The organism is Paenibacillus sp. FSL L8-0494, assembly GCF_038003695.1.
Classification (GTDB): domain Bacteria; phylum Bacillota; class Bacilli; order Paenibacillales; family Paenibacillaceae; genus Paenibacillus_AQ; species Paenibacillus_AQ odorifer.
Genome location: NZ_JBBOPQ010000001.1, coordinates 587,804 through 605,516, shown reverse-complemented (window position 1 = coordinate 605,516; position 17,713 = coordinate 587,804). Strand labels below are relative to the sequence as shown.

Annotated in this window: 17 protein-coding genes, 1 tRNA gene and 2 riboswitches; of the genes, 7 read left to right on the top strand and 11 right to left on the bottom strand. The window is 44.1% G+C overall.

What is annotated here, in order from left to right; translation table 11 throughout:
- Positions 1-30: 30 nt before the first annotated feature.
- From NYE35_RS02800 to NYE35_RS02770, 7 genes are all read right to left on the bottom strand, one after another.
- On the bottom strand, positions 31-822 hold the full coding sequence (locus tag NYE35_RS02800; RefSeq protein ID WP_036681014.1) for an energy-coupling factor transporter transmembrane component T family protein: 792 nt from the start codon (positions 820-822) through the stop codon (positions 31-33).
- Complete coding sequence (locus tag NYE35_RS02795; protein WP_094902651.1) at positions 815-1,717, bottom strand: ATP-binding cassette domain-containing protein; 903 nt, start codon at positions 1,715-1,717, stop codon at positions 815-817. The genes NYE35_RS02800 and NYE35_RS02795 overlap by 8 nt, the downstream gene beginning before the upstream one ends.
- On the bottom strand, positions 1,708-2,562 hold the full coding sequence (locus tag NYE35_RS02790; RefSeq protein ID WP_051491165.1) for an ATP-binding cassette domain-containing protein: 855 nt from the start codon (positions 2,560-2,562) through the stop codon (positions 1,708-1,710). The genes NYE35_RS02795 and NYE35_RS02790 overlap by 10 nt, the downstream gene beginning before the upstream one ends.
- A 29-nt stretch (positions 2,563-2,591) precedes the next feature.
- Complete coding sequence (locus NYE35_RS02785) at positions 2,592-3,149, bottom strand: Gx transporter family protein (RefSeq protein WP_094902653.1); 558 nt, start codon at positions 3,147-3,149, stop codon at positions 2,592-2,594.
- Positions 3,133-3,522: a NusG domain II-containing protein gene (locus NYE35_RS02780; RefSeq protein ID WP_036681022.1), complete on the bottom strand. Its 390-nt coding sequence runs from the start codon at positions 3,520-3,522 to the stop codon at positions 3,133-3,135. The genes NYE35_RS02785 and NYE35_RS02780 overlap by 17 nt, the downstream gene beginning before the upstream one ends.
- Positions 3,523-4,341: 819 nt before the next feature.
- The gene (locus NYE35_RS02775; RefSeq protein ID WP_305953821.1) at positions 4,342-5,277 is read right to left on the bottom strand and encodes an alpha/beta hydrolase; all 936 of its coding nucleotides are present in this window, start codon (positions 5,275-5,277) and stop codon (positions 4,342-4,344) included.
- 149 nt (positions 5,278-5,426) lie between these two features.
- Positions 5,427-7,700 carry a choice-of-anchor A family protein gene (locus NYE35_RS02770; RefSeq protein ID WP_341120101.1) on the bottom strand — a complete coding sequence of 758 codons (2,274 nt, stop codon included), beginning with the start codon at positions 7,698-7,700 and terminating at the stop codon, positions 5,427-5,429.
- A 108-nt stretch (positions 7,701-7,808) separates the two neighbouring features.
- Positions 7,809-7,899: riboswitch (cyclic di-GMP riboswitch) on the bottom strand.
- 495 nt (positions 7,900-8,394) lie between these two features.
- Between NYE35_RS02770 and NYE35_RS02765 the strand changes: the two genes are divergently transcribed.
- The gene (locus tag NYE35_RS02765) at positions 8,395-8,787 is read left to right on the top strand and encodes a hypothetical protein (protein WP_051491249.1); all 393 of its coding nucleotides are present in this window, start codon (positions 8,395-8,397) and stop codon (positions 8,785-8,787) included.
- A gap of 197 nt (positions 8,788-8,984) precedes the next feature.
- Here the strand turns inward: NYE35_RS02765 and NYE35_RS02760 are convergent, their stop codons facing one another.
- A complete protein-coding gene (locus tag NYE35_RS02760) occupies positions 8,985-9,398 on the bottom strand; it encodes an ASCH domain-containing protein (RefSeq protein WP_076101343.1) in 414 nt (137 codons plus the stop codon).
- A 327-nt stretch (positions 9,399-9,725) separates the two neighbouring features.
- Here NYE35_RS02760 and NYE35_RS02755 point away from each other — a divergent pair, with 327 nt between their 5' ends.
- The 4 genes from NYE35_RS02755 (at position 9,726) to NYE35_RS02740 (ending at position 12,039) form a co-directional block, all read left to right on the top strand.
- Positions 9,726-10,139, top strand: coding sequence for a MarR family winged helix-turn-helix transcriptional regulator (locus NYE35_RS02755; RefSeq protein ID WP_036682564.1), 414 nt, complete (start codon positions 9,726-9,728; stop codon positions 10,137-10,139).
- Positions 10,140-10,152: 13 nt separating this feature from the next.
- Entirely contained in the window at positions 10,153-10,974 is an 822-nt protein-coding gene (locus NYE35_RS02750; protein WP_036682566.1) for an SDR family oxidoreductase, read from the top strand.
- Between the two features lie 191 nt (positions 10,975-11,165).
- Positions 11,166-11,507 (top strand): DUF3221 domain-containing protein, encoded by a 342-nt coding sequence (locus NYE35_RS02745; RefSeq protein ID WP_094902047.1) that lies wholly within the window; start codon positions 11,166-11,168, stop codon positions 11,505-11,507.
- Positions 11,508-11,823: 316 nt separating this feature from the next.
- Entirely contained in the window at positions 11,824-12,039 is a 216-nt protein-coding gene (locus NYE35_RS02740; RefSeq protein WP_036682571.1) for a hypothetical protein, read from the top strand.
- Between the two features lie 277 nt (positions 12,040-12,316).
- Here the strand turns inward: NYE35_RS02740 and NYE35_RS02735 are convergent, their stop codons facing one another.
- The 3 genes from NYE35_RS02735 to NYE35_RS02725 form a co-directional block, all read right to left on the bottom strand.
- Positions 12,317-13,120 carry an undecaprenyl-diphosphate phosphatase gene (locus NYE35_RS02735; RefSeq protein ID WP_036682573.1) on the bottom strand — a complete coding sequence of 268 codons (804 nt, stop codon included), beginning with the start codon at positions 13,118-13,120 and terminating at the stop codon, positions 12,317-12,319.
- A 723-nt stretch (positions 13,121-13,843) separates the two neighbouring features.
- Positions 13,844-13,915 (bottom strand) — tRNA-Thr (locus NYE35_RS02730).
- A 94-nt stretch (positions 13,916-14,009) separates the two neighbouring features.
- A complete protein-coding gene (locus tag NYE35_RS02725) occupies positions 14,010-14,318 on the bottom strand; it encodes an MTH1187 family thiamine-binding protein (RefSeq protein WP_036682575.1) in 309 nt (102 codons plus the stop codon).
- Positions 14,319-14,696: 378 nt separating this feature from the next.
- A riboswitch (cobalamin riboswitch) is annotated at positions 14,697-14,931 on the top strand.
- Positions 14,932-15,173: 242 nt separating this feature from the next.
- On the opposite strand from NYE35_RS02725, the gene NYE35_RS02720 reads away from it, so the two are divergent.
- Together NYE35_RS02720 and nrdG are read left to right on the top strand one after the other, a co-directional pair.
- Positions 15,174-17,159 carry an anaerobic ribonucleoside triphosphate reductase gene (locus tag NYE35_RS02720; protein WP_036682578.1) on the top strand — a complete coding sequence of 662 codons (1,986 nt, stop codon included), beginning with the start codon at positions 15,174-15,176 and terminating at the stop codon, positions 17,157-17,159.
- Positions 17,156-17,671, top strand: a complete 516-nt coding sequence (gene nrdG, locus NYE35_RS02715; RefSeq protein ID WP_036682580.1) for an anaerobic ribonucleoside-triphosphate reductase activating protein — start codon at positions 17,156-17,158, stop codon at positions 17,669-17,671. The genes NYE35_RS02720 and nrdG overlap by 4 nt, the downstream gene beginning before the upstream one ends.
- Positions 17,672-17,713: the final 42 nt, after the last annotated feature.

Sequence of the window (17,713 nt, the reverse complement as noted above, 5' to 3'; positions counted from 1 at the left end):
CAAGTTGATACTACTAATAGGGAATGAGTATTATAACAAAGCTACTGCAATTCCCATGACCACAAACATCCCAATAAAAACAGTATCGAATTTGCCCCACCTTAGGCGGTGATACCGACTGCGGGGAGCATCCATGCGAAAACCGCGGGCTTCCATGGAATACACCAGATCCTGAGCACGCCTAAAAGCACTGGCGATAATCGGGACCAGCAGGGAGACTAACATCCGTCCCTTTTCCTTCAAAGGCAGCTCTTTTAGATCAGCTCCCCTTGAGGCCTGCGCCTTCATTATGATCTGCGATTCATCTAGAATCGTAGGAATGAAACGAAGTGAAATGCTGATCATCAGCGTGATACGGTCAGGGGATAAGCCAAGCTTTTTGAAGGGTGTCAAGATCCCCTCCAACCCTTGATTCAGCTTCCCCGGCGTTGTTGTGAAGGTCAGAAGCGCTGTAAAGGTGATAAGAAAGAACATGCGGATGACCGAAAATGCCCCTAATCTTAGCCCTCCCTCATAGATAGACCAGGAACCAAGAGTCAGCACTACCTCCCCTGTCTTCACAGACACCACCTGCACAATAAAGATAAATAACATTAAATAACGTAAAGGCTTAGCTGCTTTCAGGAAGTATTTAAGCGGAATCCGCGTGGAAGCCATAACGGCTATCGAAAAAATAGCCAACACAGCCATGGCCATCCACGAACGTGAGAGCAGGATAACAGCTACGTATAATAGCATGCCAGTGATTTTGGCACGAGCATCCAGCTTGTGCACCCACGAACCGGTCTCAATACTCCGACCTAAGATCAGTTTCTCATTCATGGTCATCCCTCTTTCCATCGGGCTTACCAGTGCTTATTGATTCCGCTGGCAGCGAAGCTATAAGCTCTGCCAGACTCTCAGCCGTCAAGCGGGGGACTTCATCCACAAGACCTAAATGATCAGCAACTGCACGCCAGTAACGAAGGGACTGCGGAACCGTCAAACCACACTGTTCCAGAATCGAAGGATCACCTGCAAGTGCCTTTACACTGCCCTGAAACGCCGTGCTGCCCTCTTTAAGTACAACCCAGCTGTCCGCATAGGGCAATAACTCATCCATCCGATGCGTAACGATAATGATCGTTCTGCCCTGCTCACGGCATAATCGCTCCAGCAAGCTGATTAGCTCTGCACGGCTAATGGGATCAAGCGTTGCCGTGGGCTCATCCAGAACGATGACCTCCGGGTCCATAGCTAGCACGGAAGCGATAGCCGCCTTACGCATTTGTCCACCGCTCAATTGAAAAGGATTCCGCTCCAGCAACGCGAGATCCAGCCCCATATCTGACATGGCCTGACGTGCACGTGACTTTGCCTCATCGAGACTCATACCGAAATTAAGGGGACCGAAAATGAGATCCTTTTCGACCGTATCTTCGAACATCTGCTGCTCCGGAAATTGAAATACCAATCCGACTCGGCGGCGCAGTGGCATTAGCTTAGGGGACTTCTCACCAGCCTGAATGGTTACATCAAGCACTTTTACCGTACCCTCGGTTGGTTTCAGTATCCCGTTAAACATTTGCAGCAGCGTCGATTTACCTGAGCCCGTCGCCCCCGCAATACCAACCATCGAGCCAATGGGTACACTGAGGTTAATGTCCCGGAGCGCCGTCAGCTTCCAGAGGCTTCGGTCAGCGTAGGTGTAACTTACTTGCTGTAATTCTATGGCCATAACGTGTCTATAAGCTCCTTTTCACTGATCGGAACATCCACATGAATACCCTGGTTCTGCAGCTCGCGTGCAAGGCGCCAAGGATAAGGTTCACGCAGATGGCATTTTTCCAGAAGCTCCTCGTTCCGGAACAACTCCGCCGGTGTAACATCTGCAGCCAAACTACCTCCATGCAGCGCAAGCACCCGATCCGATGCCAAAATCTCATCTGCATCATGCGTAATCATGAGGATCGTGTACTTCCCTTCTGCCCGCATATCCTGCAGAATGCCGAGAAGGTCATTTCTGCTTCCTTCATCCAACATAGAAGAGGCCTCGTCAAAAATGACGATGCCTGGTTCCATAGCAAGAATGGAAGCGATAGCAACACGCTGCTTTTGGCCTCCCGACAGCTCACCCGGATGCTTGGACAACAGATGATTTATTCCTAGTCTTGTCGTATAGGAGTGCAAACGTTCAGCCATCTCTTCGTACGGCAAACAAAGCCCTTCCAGGCCGAATAGGATATCTTCCTCTACAGTGGCTCCAATAAACTGATTATCTGGATTTTGGAACACCATTCCGATACATTGCCGAATGCTTCCGATCGTTTCCTCACTAAGCAGCATGCCACTAACCTCAATCTCACCAGCCCCCTTAGGCAGCAGAGCATTAAGCAACTTGACCAACGTAGACTTCCCGCAGCCATTAGGACCAACCAAGCTGACCCATTGTCCTTGTGAGATAGATAACGTTATATTTTGAAGAATCGGATGCTCGGGATCATAGCCAAACGATACCCCATCCAGAGAGATGACTGCTTGTCCTTCTCCCTCTAAGTCTTGACCTTCGTATGATTCATTCATGTTAGTCATCCTTCCGCTGATGTGACTAATCAGTCCAAAAATTCTTCAAACAGCGATATTTTTGACAATGACGCCACCAAATAACGGACTGCATAGCCCACGGCAATTCCTGTTACTACCCCAGTGATCAGCAGCATGGGAAGATAATAAAAAATACTAAGTGATGCAAATACCATAGAAGCTGCCAGCAGCTGACCGATATTATGTGCAACCCCACCAGCTATACTAATTCCGATCAAGCTTATACTCTTACCTTTGCCACTAATCAGCATCAGCACAAACATAACAACAAAGCTAAAAAGTGAACCAAATAAACTAAACAGCAAGCTTGAGAAGGTACCTAGCAGAAATGCAGTAAGCAGTGTTTTGAGGATGACAAGCAGGAAAGCATCCCGTCCACGTAAAAAGTAAATACAAGTCAAAATCATAATGTTGGCCAGTCCGAGCTTAGCACCCGGCACCAGTCCCATCCCGGATAACGGAATCTGTGCCTCTATTAAACTTAACACTACTGCCACTGCGGCGAAAATCGCAATAATCACTGTTCTTTTTAAAGCTGTTGCAGATTCACTACTGGACATAGGCATCTATATCATCCTCCCCCGACGCACTGGTGATTTCGACTAATACTCTATGCGGTAGACAGACAATCGTCTGTTTGGGCAGGGTAATAAAACCAAAACCTAGGCAAACTTTATCAGCGCAATCGGCATCGTACATTTCAATCCCGTAATCATGCACCTTCAAAATGTTATAGCCGCGTTCCGTGCGGACCTCAATGGTTTGTTCTTCTTTTGTAAGCTTTACCGTTTTAAATAACTCACCGTCCACCGTTACATTGGCTATGAGATTTTTACCGGCCCCACCTTTGTCATCATTGTCCGAAAACCATCTCGGTACGAGAAAAGCGAGCGCAGCAATCAATACGATGGAAATCAGCCACACATCTGCGCGTTTCATAAAAATCTCCCTTATTTTTTAATTAAAATCCAGACTTATTAATTATAACGGTCTACCCTCAATCCTTCAATCAATGTTGGAGTTTATTGTCAGTTTTAGAGAGCTGTTCACAAAATAGGCACGCAAAATAACCCCAGCAGACACAAGCCCTTCGTCTCTGGCATTTTCAGTTGTAGTTTGTAGCGTTTGCAAAAATATCCAACTTACATTTTAGCCCATTTGCACCGAGATCGCCCATCTCCTCTGGTTTACTAGCTTTTCCGGAATAATTCACAATTAACCCAATTTAAGTTACTTTCGAAATCTAAGCGCTCCCTATCGAGGTTTGTTTCTCTCTAGAATCAAATAAACCTTATCTTGGAATTCATTATTATATTTGCCTTTTAAACAATAGTGTGTTATATTTATATGGTATTTGTTTTTCGATATATTGAATATCCCCACCAAGAAGATGTCAGGCCGACTATTATACACATCGGCATTTTGGACAAAGAGGCTTTATGTTTTCTTGCAGTACTCTTCCTTTTTATGAGATTAAATTCGAAATATAGCATTCCGATTCACACTGGCGCGGTCAATGGAGCCGCAAGGGCAAAAGAGAGGTAGGGCTTTTGTCGTATTGGAAGGATTATTCTCGCCACACGGCTGCTGGAAATAACAAGGAATCAAGACACCCGTTACTCACGAACGGCGGGGGATGAATATAACGAGAAAGCATGACGGTACGATCCTTATTCAAGGACTACGTCATGTGTGGAAAAATATAGGCGCCCGATAACCGCTACCTAGCGGATATCGGGCGCTGTCTACGTTCAGGACTTATTTTACATATCGGCTTACAAAAGCTGTTACTACATCTATATACCCCGCCTTATCCGTATCATAAGACAATCCATGCCCCGCTTGCGGCACTATGAGCCTCTCTTTTGGACTCTGGCATGCCTCATACAATTCATTCATCATAGCAAAAGGTACAAAGTTATCCGCATCCCCGTGAATAAAAAGAATCGGAACCTTCGCTTTCCGCACTTGTTTTAATGCAGAGGCTTCACCAAAACCATACCCCGCCTTCAAGCGGGTGATTAGACTTGCACTTTGAACGAAAGGGAAACTTGGCAAACGATACATGCGCCGTAGTTGGTAAGATAATTGTGCTTTTACTGAGGTATAAGCGCAGTCCGCAACAATAGCTTTTACCTGCGGCGGAAGATCTTCCCCTGAGGTCATTAGCACTGTAGCACCGCCCATAGAAACACCGTGAAGCACAATTTGAGCACTAGACCCAGTCTTTTTAATCATGTATTCAATCCATTGCAAATAATCTTTTCGTTCCGGCCAACCAAAACCAATGTAATCCCCTGCGCTATCTCCATGCCCCCTTGCATCGGGAATTAGGATGTTAAAGCCTAAGTTCTCGTAGTAGATTTTGGCGTACGCCCCCATATCCTTTGCTTTACCTGAATAACCGTGGGCTAGAATGGCTGTGCGTCCCGCAGCACGATTAGATTGGAGTAAGAAACCTCTTAGTTTAAGTCCATCTGCAGATACGATCTCAATATTCTCGAAGCTCTGGCGAGAGACCCAATCCTTCCCCTCCCCCCAAGAAGCTCCGGCAACCGGAGGATCAGCCTTCAGATTAGGATTATTACTTAGAAATACCTTTGGTGCTCGTTTAATAGCAATACCATAGAAGAAAAATCCCACATAGATTAGAATCCCTATGATGATTACAGCGCTAATAATGAACCATATCAATTCGCCTTCGCCATCCCCTCTTCATTTCTTTTGCAACACGAGTATACCATCTACTTAGAATGCACCAAACTATCGCAATCATGACATACAAATAGAGCCGCCATCGGGACACCCCCCGAAAGCGACTCTATGTTGTGCTCTACCGTTTATTATTTATTCTTTTTGGAGAACTTGGTTCTCATTAATAATCCGATAAGTGCAAAACCTAAACCTGCTACATAGTAAGGTGCAGGACTTGATTCACCCGTTTTTGGCAATTCCTTCACAGGTGGCTTACCTAATGGGATCGTATCGTCCACTACGATGATTTCATCAGGTGTTGGTGTTGGCGTTGGTGTCACTGCCGGTACCGGGCCTAATGGGATCTCATCATCATCAACAAGTACTTCTGTGCTATTCGACGGTGTTGGTACTGGCGCTGGTGTCGGAGAAGCTACAGGCCCAAGCGGCACAGGATCTTCTGCAAGAACTATAGTGCCAATTACGGATGATGGCGTTGGTGTCGGTAACACCGAAGTCTCTGGTGTCGACGTTGGTGTTACCTCTGGTGTTGGTGTTACCTCTGGCGTTACCGTCGGTGTCGGTGTTGCTTCTGGTGTTACTGTCGGTGTCGGTGTTGCTTCAGGCGTTACCGTCGGTGTCGGTGTTACCTCTGGCGTTACCGTCGGTGTCGGTGTTGCTTCAGGCGTTACCGTCGGTGTCGGTGTTGCTTCTGGTGTTACCGTCGGTGTCGGTGTTGCTTCTGGCGTTGGCGTTGGTGTCGGCGTCACTGTTGGCGTCGGCGTTGGTGTTGGTGTCGGCGTCACTGTTGGCGTCGGCGTTGGTGTCACTGTCGGCGTCGGTGTTGGTGTCACTGTCGGCGTCGGTGTCACTGTTGGCGTCGGCGTTGGTATTGGCGTCGGTGTTGGTGTCGGTGTCGGCGTCGGCGTCACTGTTGGCGTCGGCGTTGGTGTTGGTGTTGGCGTCGGCGTTGGTGTCACTGTCGGCGTCGGTGTTGGTGTCACTGTCGGCGTCGGTGTTGGTGTCACTGTCGGCGTCGGTGTCACTGTTGGCGTCGGCGTTGGTATTGGCGTCGGTGTTGGTGTCGGTGTCGGTGTCGGCGTCGGCGTCACTGTTGGCGTCGGCGTTGGTGTTGGTGTTGGCGTTGGTGTCACTGTCGGCGTCGGTGTTGGTGTCACTGTCGGCGTCGGTGTCACTGTTGGCGTCGGCGTTGGTATTGGCGTCGGTGTTGGTGTCGGCGTCGGTGTCGGTGTCACTGTCGGCGTCGGTGTCGGTGTTGGTGTCGGCGTCACTGTTGGTGTTGACGTAGGCGTTGGCGTCGGTGTTGGCGTCACTGTCGGCGTTGGTGTCGGACATGGTGTTGGTGTTGGCGTCACTGTCGGCGTTGGCGTTGGTGCCACTGTCGGCGTTGGCGTTGGTGTCACTGTTGGCGTTGGCGTTGGTGTCACTGTCGGCGTTGGCGTTGGTGTCACTGTCGGTGTCGGCGTCGGCGTCACTGTTGGCGTCGGCGTTGGTGTCACTGTTGGCGTTGGCGTTGGTGTCACTGTTGGCGTTGGTCCAGGTTCATCACCATCGTATGGATAGTGGTGAAATTCACCACCACCAGTCCCTTTGAGTGAAGCCGCCACTAAAGTACCGTTAATCTGACCATTAATAAAATCAACATGAGCATAGGGGGCAAGTATGCTTCCCATTACACCTATGCCTGCCATATCCAGATACGCAGCTTGGCTAAAGTTAAGCAAAATTTTCTTGCTGTTCAACACGTTATTAGGTAGAAATCCGAAGTTTTTCATTTTTACGTTAGAACCATCAATATTAATAATTGCTGTAGATCCTGAAGGAACATTTATTGTAATTCCATAGGTATTAGAGACGTTATCTCCTGGAACATTAAAAACATTGACCGCAGGATCTGTACCTGTCAGGGTAAGACTGCCATATTGGTACACTGTTGTTCCATTCGCCGGCAATGCTGCAAGTTCTGCTGATTTGTCCTTCAAAGACTGACCTACGGCTGAAAAGTCAATCGTACTCCCCTGTCTTTTTGTACCTCCCTTGAGGAGCGTTACATTCCCTGAAAAATCTCCCCCGTGCACGATATTCCCATAAACAGTACCTCCGTTGAAAGTAAGATTCCCTCCAACAACAAGTGTGTCAGTCAAGGAAACCTCAGCAGCGGTCAACCTATCTCCAACACTATAGTTGGTTAAGTTAACGTTACCTCCAGCAGCAAACCTTCCTTCCGTATCCGAAACCGTTGTTATATCCCCTAGAATAAACACGTTGTAGACCCCTGCAATTCCCAATGTAGAAGAACTACTAGCTCCAGCAACTCCAGCTCCTAATGAGGAAAGCCCACTACCTACCGTCAAAATCCCAGCTAATACAAGCGAGAGTAACGGTCTTATTCTTCTTTTCAAATGGCACACCTCCTAAAACTATGATTTATATTAATCAGAATAATTACCAGAAACTCTAAAGGACCTAACAACAAAAAAGACCGCCAAAAAGAAGTGGAATTCCCTTCTCATGGCAGTCGGACGGTCATTGTGCCTTTAAGACACTTTAGACTCCTGGACTTTGCGTCCCGCCCTTTCAGACGGTTTGCTATTATCATGACTATATATATGTATTACACTGCAAGTCCAGAACTGGTAGCCGAAGCATTCTCTCCAATAACCGTCTATGACTTTTAATACTTTTTGAATTAATAACAGTTTAGCGCCCGACACCCACAATTGTCAATCAATTCCTTTCGATGATCCCCCTCATTATTACCATACAAAAAAAGCGCCTAAAGGCGCTTCGCATAAGGTTTTTCATTAAATTTTAAAGTAACTGTATATAGCCCAATATGGATATCCATAAGGGAACACTCAGAATTAAACCAAAAAACAATCCACGCTGGAGGCTGCCCTCTTTTTCCATCATAATTCTCCTTTATGTGCGTCCGATACATTAATTTTTATTATTACAATTTTAATATAATTTATTCTTCGTTATTTAGTTGTGAATTTAATCACATTGGATAAGCTGTTTAGAAATACCATTGATTATTTTTGGAATATCGGGGTAGAATACGAATATACGTTCCTATTAGAGGTGATGAGATTCATGCATAGAGCAGAAAGCAGGGACAACATGCTGGTGAAATCTTATTTATTGCTTCCGATGATTTTATCAGCTTTCGAACGGGACTCCGCCATTTTATCTACACACTTACGAACACCCGCCCCTTATCTGGAGGTGCTTGGAACAGCTGCTGCAGTAGCTACAACAGATCTAAGGGATGTTCGTGCAGAAATGAGAAGACGGGGAATCAAGGTGTATGAGCAAAACAGACTTAATACGGGAATTGAAGCCAAGTATATATGTCGTGGCTATCACGAACGAATGCTGCTGTTGAATGACATTGTTGCGGCTCAGGCTGCCATCCATATGCGCAGATACCTAGGGCTGGATATTTCCTCTTTTAAGAGTTACGAAGAACAGTATCAGATTAAATAAAGCTGTATAGAAGCCGCTCTACTCTCCCCCCAATCAATTAGTGAACAAAAAAATAGGCCTTACCATGGGAGTTGGCAAGACCTGAGAGAGATATACCACAAAACACTGGGGGGTGTTTGGTGTCTTCAATATATACCTCGAACCTGAAAAAAAGCTGATAGGCACATAAAAATTACATTAAAAATATCATTCGCCGTTCAGAAGTGATCCGAATGCTCCCACAAGCTTAGCCGACCTTTGGCTGGAATTGGATGGCGCAGTGAGTGAACCTCTTCAAGCTTCCAGGCAAAACGTCCTTCGCTATAGTCGCCAAAATCATATTCGTTCCCATTGATCCATTCCCTTAAATCCACCTCTGGAGTAACCACATAACATCCCGCGAGCTGACCTGTAGCAATAATAGCTCCTGTCGGCAAATTATTCGCTGTATAGCCATGTTTCGCCAATACTGATTTGTACGGTTCCTGTTCACAAATCTTTTTGTCAATCCTCATTCCGGCATGGATGCCTAACTCGCCGCGGTAGGCTGTTCTCCATGAACGAGTTTCAAACTCTTTTTCACCAAGAGCAATTAAGGTCGCCCAAGGCTGCCGTATTGTTATACACCGCATGATATTTATCCCCTTTGTTTATGTTGGACGTTTGTCACGGATGCCACGGATCTCGATCTCGCGTTGTGTAATCTTGCTCTCCTTGACTTGATAAATAATCCCAACCGTTTGGTCGATACTCATTTCCATGATTGATCGCCTCTAAAAATAAGAACATTCATTTTTATTATATACAAACAAAAGTTCTAAATATCAATATTATTGACATTCACCTGTAACTCCCCACAATTTAAACAAATAAAATAATTAAAATTGATAAAGGAGAATATAGTTTGTATACTAATCAAGTAGTTAGTGTGCAAACTATATAAAGAGGGGAATTAATTTATGGACAACCCAGGACAGTTATTAATAAGAGTAAGTCTTGAAATGAAAAAAAGCTTAACAAAAAAACTTTTACTTTATAATGTAACAGCTCCTCAATGGGCAGTATTAAAAGATATATCTATTCATTTAGAAGGAACAACTCCAGCTATGATTGCAGAGCGAACTTACTCGGATCGCCCTACAATAACGGGTATACTCGAGCGACTTAAAGCAAAAGGACTTCTGGACATTAGAGATAATCCAAATGATAAACGATCAAATCTTGTATTCATTACAGATTCGGGAATGATAATTAAGAGTCAAATAGAAGTTCTTAGTGACGAAATCATGGATAACGCACTTAAAAATATTTCTGAACAAGAAATGTCCACGTTTATGAACGTGCTTAAAACGATCTATTTAAATATTAGTTAGGGAAGTGAGACTTATGATTCTAATCACAGGGGCAACCGGTAATGTAGGACGTGAAGTGGTTAACGAACTAAGGAAAAGTGAAACACCTTTTAAAATTGCCTCCCATCGAAAAGACAGTGAGTATGTTTATTTTGATTTTGAAAATGCTGATTCTTTTCGTCCAGCGTTAACAGGAGTGAAAAAATTATTTTTACTGCGCCCTCCTCATATAGCTGACGCAAAAAAATATTTCCAACCCCTCATAGATATCGCAAAGGAAGTCGGAGTTGAACACATTGTGTTTCTATCTCTATTGGGCGTAGAGAAAAACCCAATTGTTCCACACCATAAAATTGAAAAAATCATTAAAAAATCAGGAATTCCATATACTTTTTTACGCCCAAGTTTCTTCATGCAAAACTTAATTTCTCAACATGGGGAAGAGCTACGTAAAGAAAAGGAGATCTATGTACCCGCAGGAAAAGGCAAGACTAGCTTTATCGATGTTCGTGATATCGGTACTGTAACAGCTAGAATCCTAACTGAGAATGGTCATGAAAATAAAGGTTACTCGTTAACGGGAACTGAAGCGCTAGATTACTATGAAGTAGCTGAAATTTTATCTGAAGAGCTAGGAGAAACAATCAAATATGTTAATCCATCAGTTCTTCAGTTTAGAGATAAAATGTTAACAAAAGGAATTCAAAAAGAATTTGTGACTGTTATGATTGGAATTTACTTCACTGCAAAAATTGGATTAGCCAAAAAAATCACGCCCGATTTACAAATATTACTTGGTAAAAGACCCATTACATTCAAAGAATTTGCACATGACTATAAGTACGAATTAGTTTAATCATGGTGATTTTTTGGCTAAACCATCAGGAAGCATTTCAGGATACATTGTTACTGCCGCGTGCGAGGGGAATCAATAAAGGTCGTCATAATGGATATGCTGCTGTTTATTCTTATATTGGTAATGTACTAAATGCTATGCCTGTGCAACCGATTTTAAACTAATGTCGTAACCACTAGAGGGGAAGGTCCATGATTCAAAAACCACGTACTACTATTAAATGGACTCTTATTTTTTTTTTGTTATTAGTCACCGCCTGTAGTAAGAATGATGAAGTTTTGAAAGGAATTGTACATACAATAGATGTAGAAAATAAAAGAATTTTAGTGATTTCCGAATTAAAAGAAGAAGACTTGAACAAGGAATACAAGGAGGTGCTCGAATCTAATGAGTACTCTCAAGCCATTTGGGTAAATAAAATTGCACCTTCTAAATATAAAAAAGGCGATGAGATTAAAGTATTTTTTGAAGTAAGTGATGATTCATTCCCTGCACAAGTTACCGCCAAAAAAATCACCAAAATCAAGAATTGAGCAAAAAGAATAGAATCTACTATAAAGAAGCGGCTTCTCCAAAAGGGGCGGCGCTTCTTTGTGTAGATTTAAGGAGAAATCCATATTTATAAATGCACTCTGTGCAAAAAAGTGACCCCACCACTTTCGGCAGGGTCTAGATCTATTTTATAAGGGGGTTATGTGATTACTATAATCCTCTTAGCTTAAATAAGTATGAAGCCCGTCTAAAGATTTGCTGAAATATTATTATTTTTATCGAAACCGATCAAATATAGTAACGTATCAATCTTAATTTTCAAATTACTACATATACAAAATGGAGGTGTGTATAAAGATGAAAATATTCAGTCTATTGCTTGTAGCATTGTCTTCCATTGGAGTAGTTGCCACATTCGGATTTTCAACATTCAGCTTAATCACAGGAATTATAGGAGGGCTTATTGCAGCATTTGCAATTTCAGGCTACTTGCAGTCTGTCAGACGTGATTACCCCAATGAGAGCTATGAGAATAAACAAGTTAAGTATCAATCGAACTATAATACTTGGTAAGCAAAAGCCCCACCTTAAACTGGTGGGGTTTTTCATATTCCCAAACACTTGTAAAATCACTTTGTGATATTAATGGTAGAAGAAACAAACGAGGGATAATGGCTAGCTGTAGAAGTGCTTTCACCGAAAATTCATTCCTTAGTTCATAGACTACTTGAGCTTTGTCTTGTTTGGTGATTTCCCCTTGTTTTGAACCTCTAGTTTAATCTGTGCAGGATATGATGTATAGCCCTTTTTAAAAGCTTCTTTCCCATGATGTTCATATTGACTAATCCAATTACTGTATGACAATTAAATAGAAGAGAGCTGCTAAAACAAACCGGTATAGAGCAAACCACTCCAATCGAAGTCGCTTAATCAGTTTGATGAACGTCACTACTGCAATCATTGCCACAAGAAAGGATGTCGCAAAGCCAATTAACATTAGAAGTAAATCGTCAGAACTCAGCAAATCACGACTATCGTACAAATCCAACAAGCTTGCACCAAACATAACTGGCACGGAAATAAGGAATGTAAAATCTGCGGCGGCTTTTTGGCTAGTGCCAAGCAACAGGCCACCTGAAATTGTCGAACCTGATCTCGAAAATCCCGGCCATAACGCCAAGCATTGGAACAGACCAATTCCGAAAGCCTGTTTATAATTAATCCCATCGATAGTATCAGCGGTTTCAGTCCGCCTATTCCGCGCTGCAATGATCATCAACACCCCACCAACAACTAGACCGATCAAAACAGGGGTTGGGCCAAATAATTGGCTTTTTATTGTGTCCTTGAAGAGAAGATATAGGATTAATGCTGGTAACATAGCCAAAATCATATGAATGACATTTAATCCTTTGCTTTTGGAAAAATCCATTCTAATCATATTAAGCCCAATTTCCAAATACCTTTTCCAATAAAGAATTAGAACTGCCATCACTGCACCCAACTGAATAACAATTTTAAAAGTTATTGCAGCATCTCCCTCAAAGCTAAGCAAATCGCCTGCTAAAATAAGGTGTCCAGTAGATGATACTGGTAAAAATTCAGTTAAGCCCTCTATTATGCCAAGTATTATTGCTTTAATTACGTCAGTCATCAGTGGATTGTCCCCTTTCGGAAATAAAATCATTTAATTTCCAGTATAAGGGAGACACGTAAACTTCCCCATCGATTAACCTAACAATATTCAATTCAGAATGACATAATTGTCACATTGCTCATTATTTCAGTCTTAAGGGGGCTTTGGTTTGCAAAACACAAAACATTAAGTATAATGTTACTGTCGAAACGCTAAGGCGTCTGTACAGGATGGCTACCTGGCACTGATGATGGCAGGCCAAGCGCTTTATAAAGTTTTCTTTATGTGTATTTATACTTTAGGAGCGTGGTTATCTATGAAAATTAATATTACCGCACATTTTAACATTGATATTACTTTATCTCTTCATCTGTTAGCCGTAGCCAGTCTTGCTTATGAACTCAGTTCACTGACGAGCTCGTGAAATTCGAGCGAAAAGTATCTGTACTAAGACACCTTGTGGTGTCTTTTTTTATTTTTATAGTAATTACCATCTAACCAATCTGCCCCCGCAAGAGAAAAGCAGCTTATGCTGCTCCTCCTCCACCATCCTTCATTCTGACTGCTGTCAGCTTGCGACACACCTTCCATCTGCTCGACAGTGACCACTAGTCATACCGTTTTCATTAGCGATTTCGCCATGTCTTATCTTTTAGAAGAATGGTAGAAGTCAGGGGATTCAATGAAAAATGACGCGGTCCCGAACCCTCGGAAATCCGCGCCACATATGGTTTTTTGGGATGCTGGTGAAGGGAATTGAACCCCCGGCCTACGCATTACGAGTGCGTTGCTCTACCCCTGAGCTACACCAGCTTAAGGCTGATTTTTCTGTCAAACAAAAAATATTATACAACTTTCAGCCAGAAACGCAAGCCTATTTCTCCCTGTTTTCCGCCCTCCTAAACTGCTAATCTACCTGTAGCTTACGCTCCACAGACTCTAACTTTCCACGGCTAGTGGAGGGTTTATCGCGGCGGTCGTCTATTTTAAGTGAGGTAGAGACACGTTCTGCACCTGCGGCAAAAGGAGACTCATGCAAAGCTTCTACCGCGGCAAAAATGCGTTGCAGAGGCCCTTCGATGATCGTCCCCATGGACGTAAGTTCATATGTAATCCCTTCTACTGTCTTCAGCACCCGCTGCATATCCGCAACATAGCTGCTAAGACTGGTACTGCCTGTTCCAATTGGAATAACTGTAACTTCAGCAATAGGCATGAGAATACCTCCTCGAAATTTTATAGTACCTATCTTCTTCCATTGTAACAATTCCACCGCTCTGTCACAAACTAAGCAAGATTATCCTCCCTTATCTCTTCTATTTCTTCTGATTACTCCAAAATATGACTTTGGGCTAAGAGTATTTTCTCATGCGCAAATTCTAGGGTCATCTGCACTATATTTATGGACTCTTTGTGGCATCTTTTCGGACAATTTATGAATCATTTCGCATCTCCCTGTGGATCAATTGTGGATTACTTATGGACAGCCTGTGGATCATTTGTGGAGTACTTTTAAAGAACCCGCTCCCCGCGCGGGTTTTCTAAAAAACTGTTTACAAACACAACATCTTGGGTTATTTTTATCTAACGACAACAAAATATAGTGGAGACAGGCGCTTTGATCCTTAACCGGATTTAGAGCTTAATAGGGAAGCGCGGTGAGAATCCGCTGCGGTCCCGCCACTGTAACCGGATGGCCTTCTTAAGCTTCTGGGAAGCTTGAGAATCCACATCTCCCGGCAGATGCCACTGAGGGTTAGGAACACCCTTGGGAAGGCGCCGAGAGATCCCACGGAAGCCAGGAGACCTACCTGTTTCGACGACACCAACTATTGATGCCTGCGAGGAACAGGGATGGTGTCCGCATGCGGTCATCTACGTAGAGACCTCTGCAAATATCCGTGTGGATATTTACATAACGCATCGGGCATTTTCTGCCATCCTCGGGTAGGGGATGCTTTTTTTATGTAATCAGAACAAATATACGACTGCTTATGGCAGTCCAACTTCCTATGGATATATGGATTTGATGATAGATGTTTTTCTTTTATACTGAGAGGAGAGCTGTACAATGACGTTGTTGGAGAGACAATTTAATGGAGTAGAAAATGCACGGGAAGTTCTTTTAGAAGAGCTCATTGATTTAGGCCGGGATATTATCGACAGTCGGGATATGGACCTATTGCGCGAGAATGCCAATTTGAATGGAGAGAGTTTCTCCGGTAAAATGAGCAAGTTCGGCAGTGAATATTCAAAATGGTACGCCCGCAATTTTACGATGCCGCCGCAGCTAGTGCAGGCTATTGATGACAATGTCGTCTATGTGCATGATCTGGATCAATACGCGATTGGAACGACGAACTGTATTTTTATCCCGTTTGATAAACTTCTCCGTGAAGGTTTCAATACCGGCAACGGCAGCGTTCGTCCTCCGAACTCAATAATGACTGCTATGTCTCTGGTAGCGATTATTTTCCAATCCCAGCAAAATGCTCAATATGGTGGTGTATCCGCCAATAAACTCGACTATGATCTGGCACCTTATGTAACCAAATCCTTCGCCAAGCTGTTCCGCAAGGGTCTGGATTATTTTGAAGAAGGACAAGCTGATGAATCTTTGGGCGAGATTACGATGAGCCGGACCGATCTGGCGGAGTTATATCCAAGAGCGTTCCGTTTTGCACTAAAGGAAACCGAAATCGAAACCCTGCAAGCGGCTGAAAGTATGGTACATAATCTGAATACCATGTCCAGCCGATCCGGTGGACAAATACCGTTTACCAGCATCAACTACGGTACTTGTACTTCACCAGAAGGTCAGCTTGTGATCAGTTCTCTGCTAACCGCAACTATGAACGGACTTGGCAGCGGAGAAACACCAGTGTTCCCGATTCAAATCTTCAAATGCAAGCAAGGAATCAATCAACAACAAGGCGATCCTAACTATGAACTGTTCCTAAAAGCGGCTGAATGTTCTGCGCGCAGACTATATCCAAACTTCGCTAATCTGGACGCTCCGCTCAACTTGCAGTATTATGATCCAAGTGATCCTGATACGGAGTTCGCTACAATGGGCTGCCGAACCCGAGTGCTCGGTGACCGTTTTGGTCGTAATCATTGCTCTGGAAAGGGCAACCTTTCCTTTAATACACTGAATCTGGTTCGGCTAGGTCTGGCACACGGCACAGTAACAGGCAGACGTACCATCGCAGACGAAGCTGGCTTCTATGAAGATCTAAATCATTATATGGATATTGCGCTGGAAGGACTTCTTCATCGGTTCCACATTCAAACCGCACAAAAAGCTAAAGCTTCCGATTTCATGATGCGAGAAGGCGTCTGGGAAGGCGGCGAGCATCTTGCACCTGATGACACTGTAGGCGATCTGCTAAAGCATGGCAGTCTGTCTCTTGGCTTCATCGGTATGGCGGAATGTATGAAAGCTATGTACGGCAAACACCATGGCGAGGATATGGAAGTTCATGCCAAGGCGCTGGCTATTGTGCGTCATATGCGGGACTATTGCGATCGGAAAAGTGAGGAACTGGATCTCAACATCACTCTGTTCGCAACTCCAGCAGAAGGTTTGTCCGGTAAATTCACAAAAGTTGACCGCAAGGTACTGGGTTCCATTCCGGGCGTAACCGACCGTGAATATTATACGAACTCTTTTCACATCCCTGTATACTTCGATCTGGGTGCTGCTCAGAAGATCAGCTTGGAAGCTCCTTTCCATGAATATTGCAATGCCGGGGCTATTTCTTATGTCGAATTAAACGGCAATGCCCGCAACAACCCATCGGCTTTTATCAAAATCATTAAATATGCGCTCGAACAACAGGTCAGCTATTTCAGCATTAACCATCCGATTGACCGCTGCTCCAGCTGTGGATACGAAGGCGTAATTGGGACAAACTGTCCTTCCTGCAACGCACATGAGAATGACGTGCACATCCGCCGTTTGCGCAGAGTTACAGGTTATTTAACCGGCGACTATCAGACCCGCTTTAATGCCGCCAAACAAGCTGAAGTACGGGATCGCGTTAAGCATCTATGAATATTTGCGGTTACTATCCGGAGTCGATTAACGAGGGAGAGGGCATGCGGGCCGTCCTCTTTCTCAGCGGCTGCCGCCATCGTTGCCCGGGATGTTTTAATCCCGAGACATGGAACTTTAAATATGGAGAAGTCTTCACCTTAGAACGACAACATGAAATTATTGCAGAAATCGCCGCTAACCCTTTGCTGGATGGTCTGACACTGGCAGGCGGCGATCCTTTTTTCTCAGCAGAAGAGTTGCTGGGGTTCATTCATGAGCTTCGCGCTGTACTGCCAGGCTTCTCAATCTGGATTTACAGTGGTTATACGTACGAAGAACTTACAGCCCTTCCCGGTACGCCGGAATGGGATCTACTTAAGCAGTGTCAGGTGTTAATAGATGGAAGATTTGTAGAAGAACTGAAAGATACTACGCTTCTCTACCGGGGAAGCTCCAACCAACGCATTATCGACATTCCGGCCAGCATGAACGGCTCGGAGGTCTTTCTGTGGCAGCCTGCTGCGCTATAATATATCAATTTTTGATATTGAAAATTAATTTGAAATAAGAAG

What these genes read in the sequence shown, in the direction of transcription:
- NYE35_RS02750 (WP_036682566.1), top strand. Translation starts at nt 10,153, where the DNA reads ATGATTCTAATCACAGGGGCAACCGGTAATGTAGGACGTGAAGTGGTT.
- NYE35_RS02765 (WP_051491249.1), top strand. Translation starts at nt 8,395, where the DNA reads ATGCATAGAGCAGAAAGCAGGGACAACATGCTGGTGAAATCTTATTTA.
- NYE35_RS02780 (WP_036681022.1), bottom strand. Translation starts at nt 3,522, where the DNA reads ATGAAACGCGCAGATGTGTGGCTGATTTCCATCGTATTGATTGCTGCG.
- nrdG (WP_036682580.1), top strand. Translation starts at nt 17,156, where the DNA reads ATGAATATTTGCGGTTACTATCCGGAGTCGATTAACGAGGGAGAGGGC.
- NYE35_RS02800 (WP_036681014.1), bottom strand. Translation starts at nt 822, where the DNA reads ATGAATGAGAAACTGATCTTAGGTCGGAGTATTGAGACCGGTTCGTGG.
- NYE35_RS02785 (WP_094902653.1), bottom strand. Translation starts at nt 3,149, where the DNA reads ATGCCTATGTCCAGTAGTGAATCTGCAACAGCTTTAAAAAGAACAGTG.
- NYE35_RS02740 (WP_036682571.1), top strand. Translation starts at nt 11,824, where the DNA reads ATGAAAATATTCAGTCTATTGCTTGTAGCATTGTCTTCCATTGGAGTA.
- NYE35_RS02725 (WP_036682575.1), bottom strand. Translation starts at nt 14,318, where the DNA reads ATGCCTATTGCTGAAGTTACAGTTATTCCAATTGGAACAGGCAGTACC.
- NYE35_RS02735 (WP_036682573.1), bottom strand. Translation starts at nt 13,120, where the DNA reads ATGACTGACGTAATTAAAGCAATAATACTTGGCATAATAGAGGGCTTA.
- NYE35_RS02760 (WP_076101343.1), bottom strand. Translation starts at nt 9,398, where the DNA reads ATGCGGTGTATAACAATACGGCAGCCTTGGGCGACCTTAATTGCTCTT.
- NYE35_RS02790 (WP_051491165.1), bottom strand. Translation starts at nt 2,562, where the DNA reads ATGAATGAATCATACGAAGGTCAAGACTTAGAGGGAGAAGGACAAGCA.
- NYE35_RS02755 (WP_036682564.1), top strand. Translation starts at nt 9,726, where the DNA reads ATGGACAACCCAGGACAGTTATTAATAAGAGTAAGTCTTGAAATGAAA.
- NYE35_RS02795 (WP_094902651.1), bottom strand. Translation starts at nt 1,717, where the DNA reads ATGGCCATAGAATTACAGCAAGTAAGTTACACCTACGCTGACCGAAGC.
- NYE35_RS02745 (WP_094902047.1), top strand. Translation starts at nt 11,166, where the DNA reads ATGATTCAAAAACCACGTACTACTATTAAATGGACTCTTATTTTTTTT.
- NYE35_RS02720 (WP_036682578.1), top strand. Translation starts at nt 15,174, where the DNA reads ATGACGTTGTTGGAGAGACAATTTAATGGAGTAGAAAATGCACGGGAA.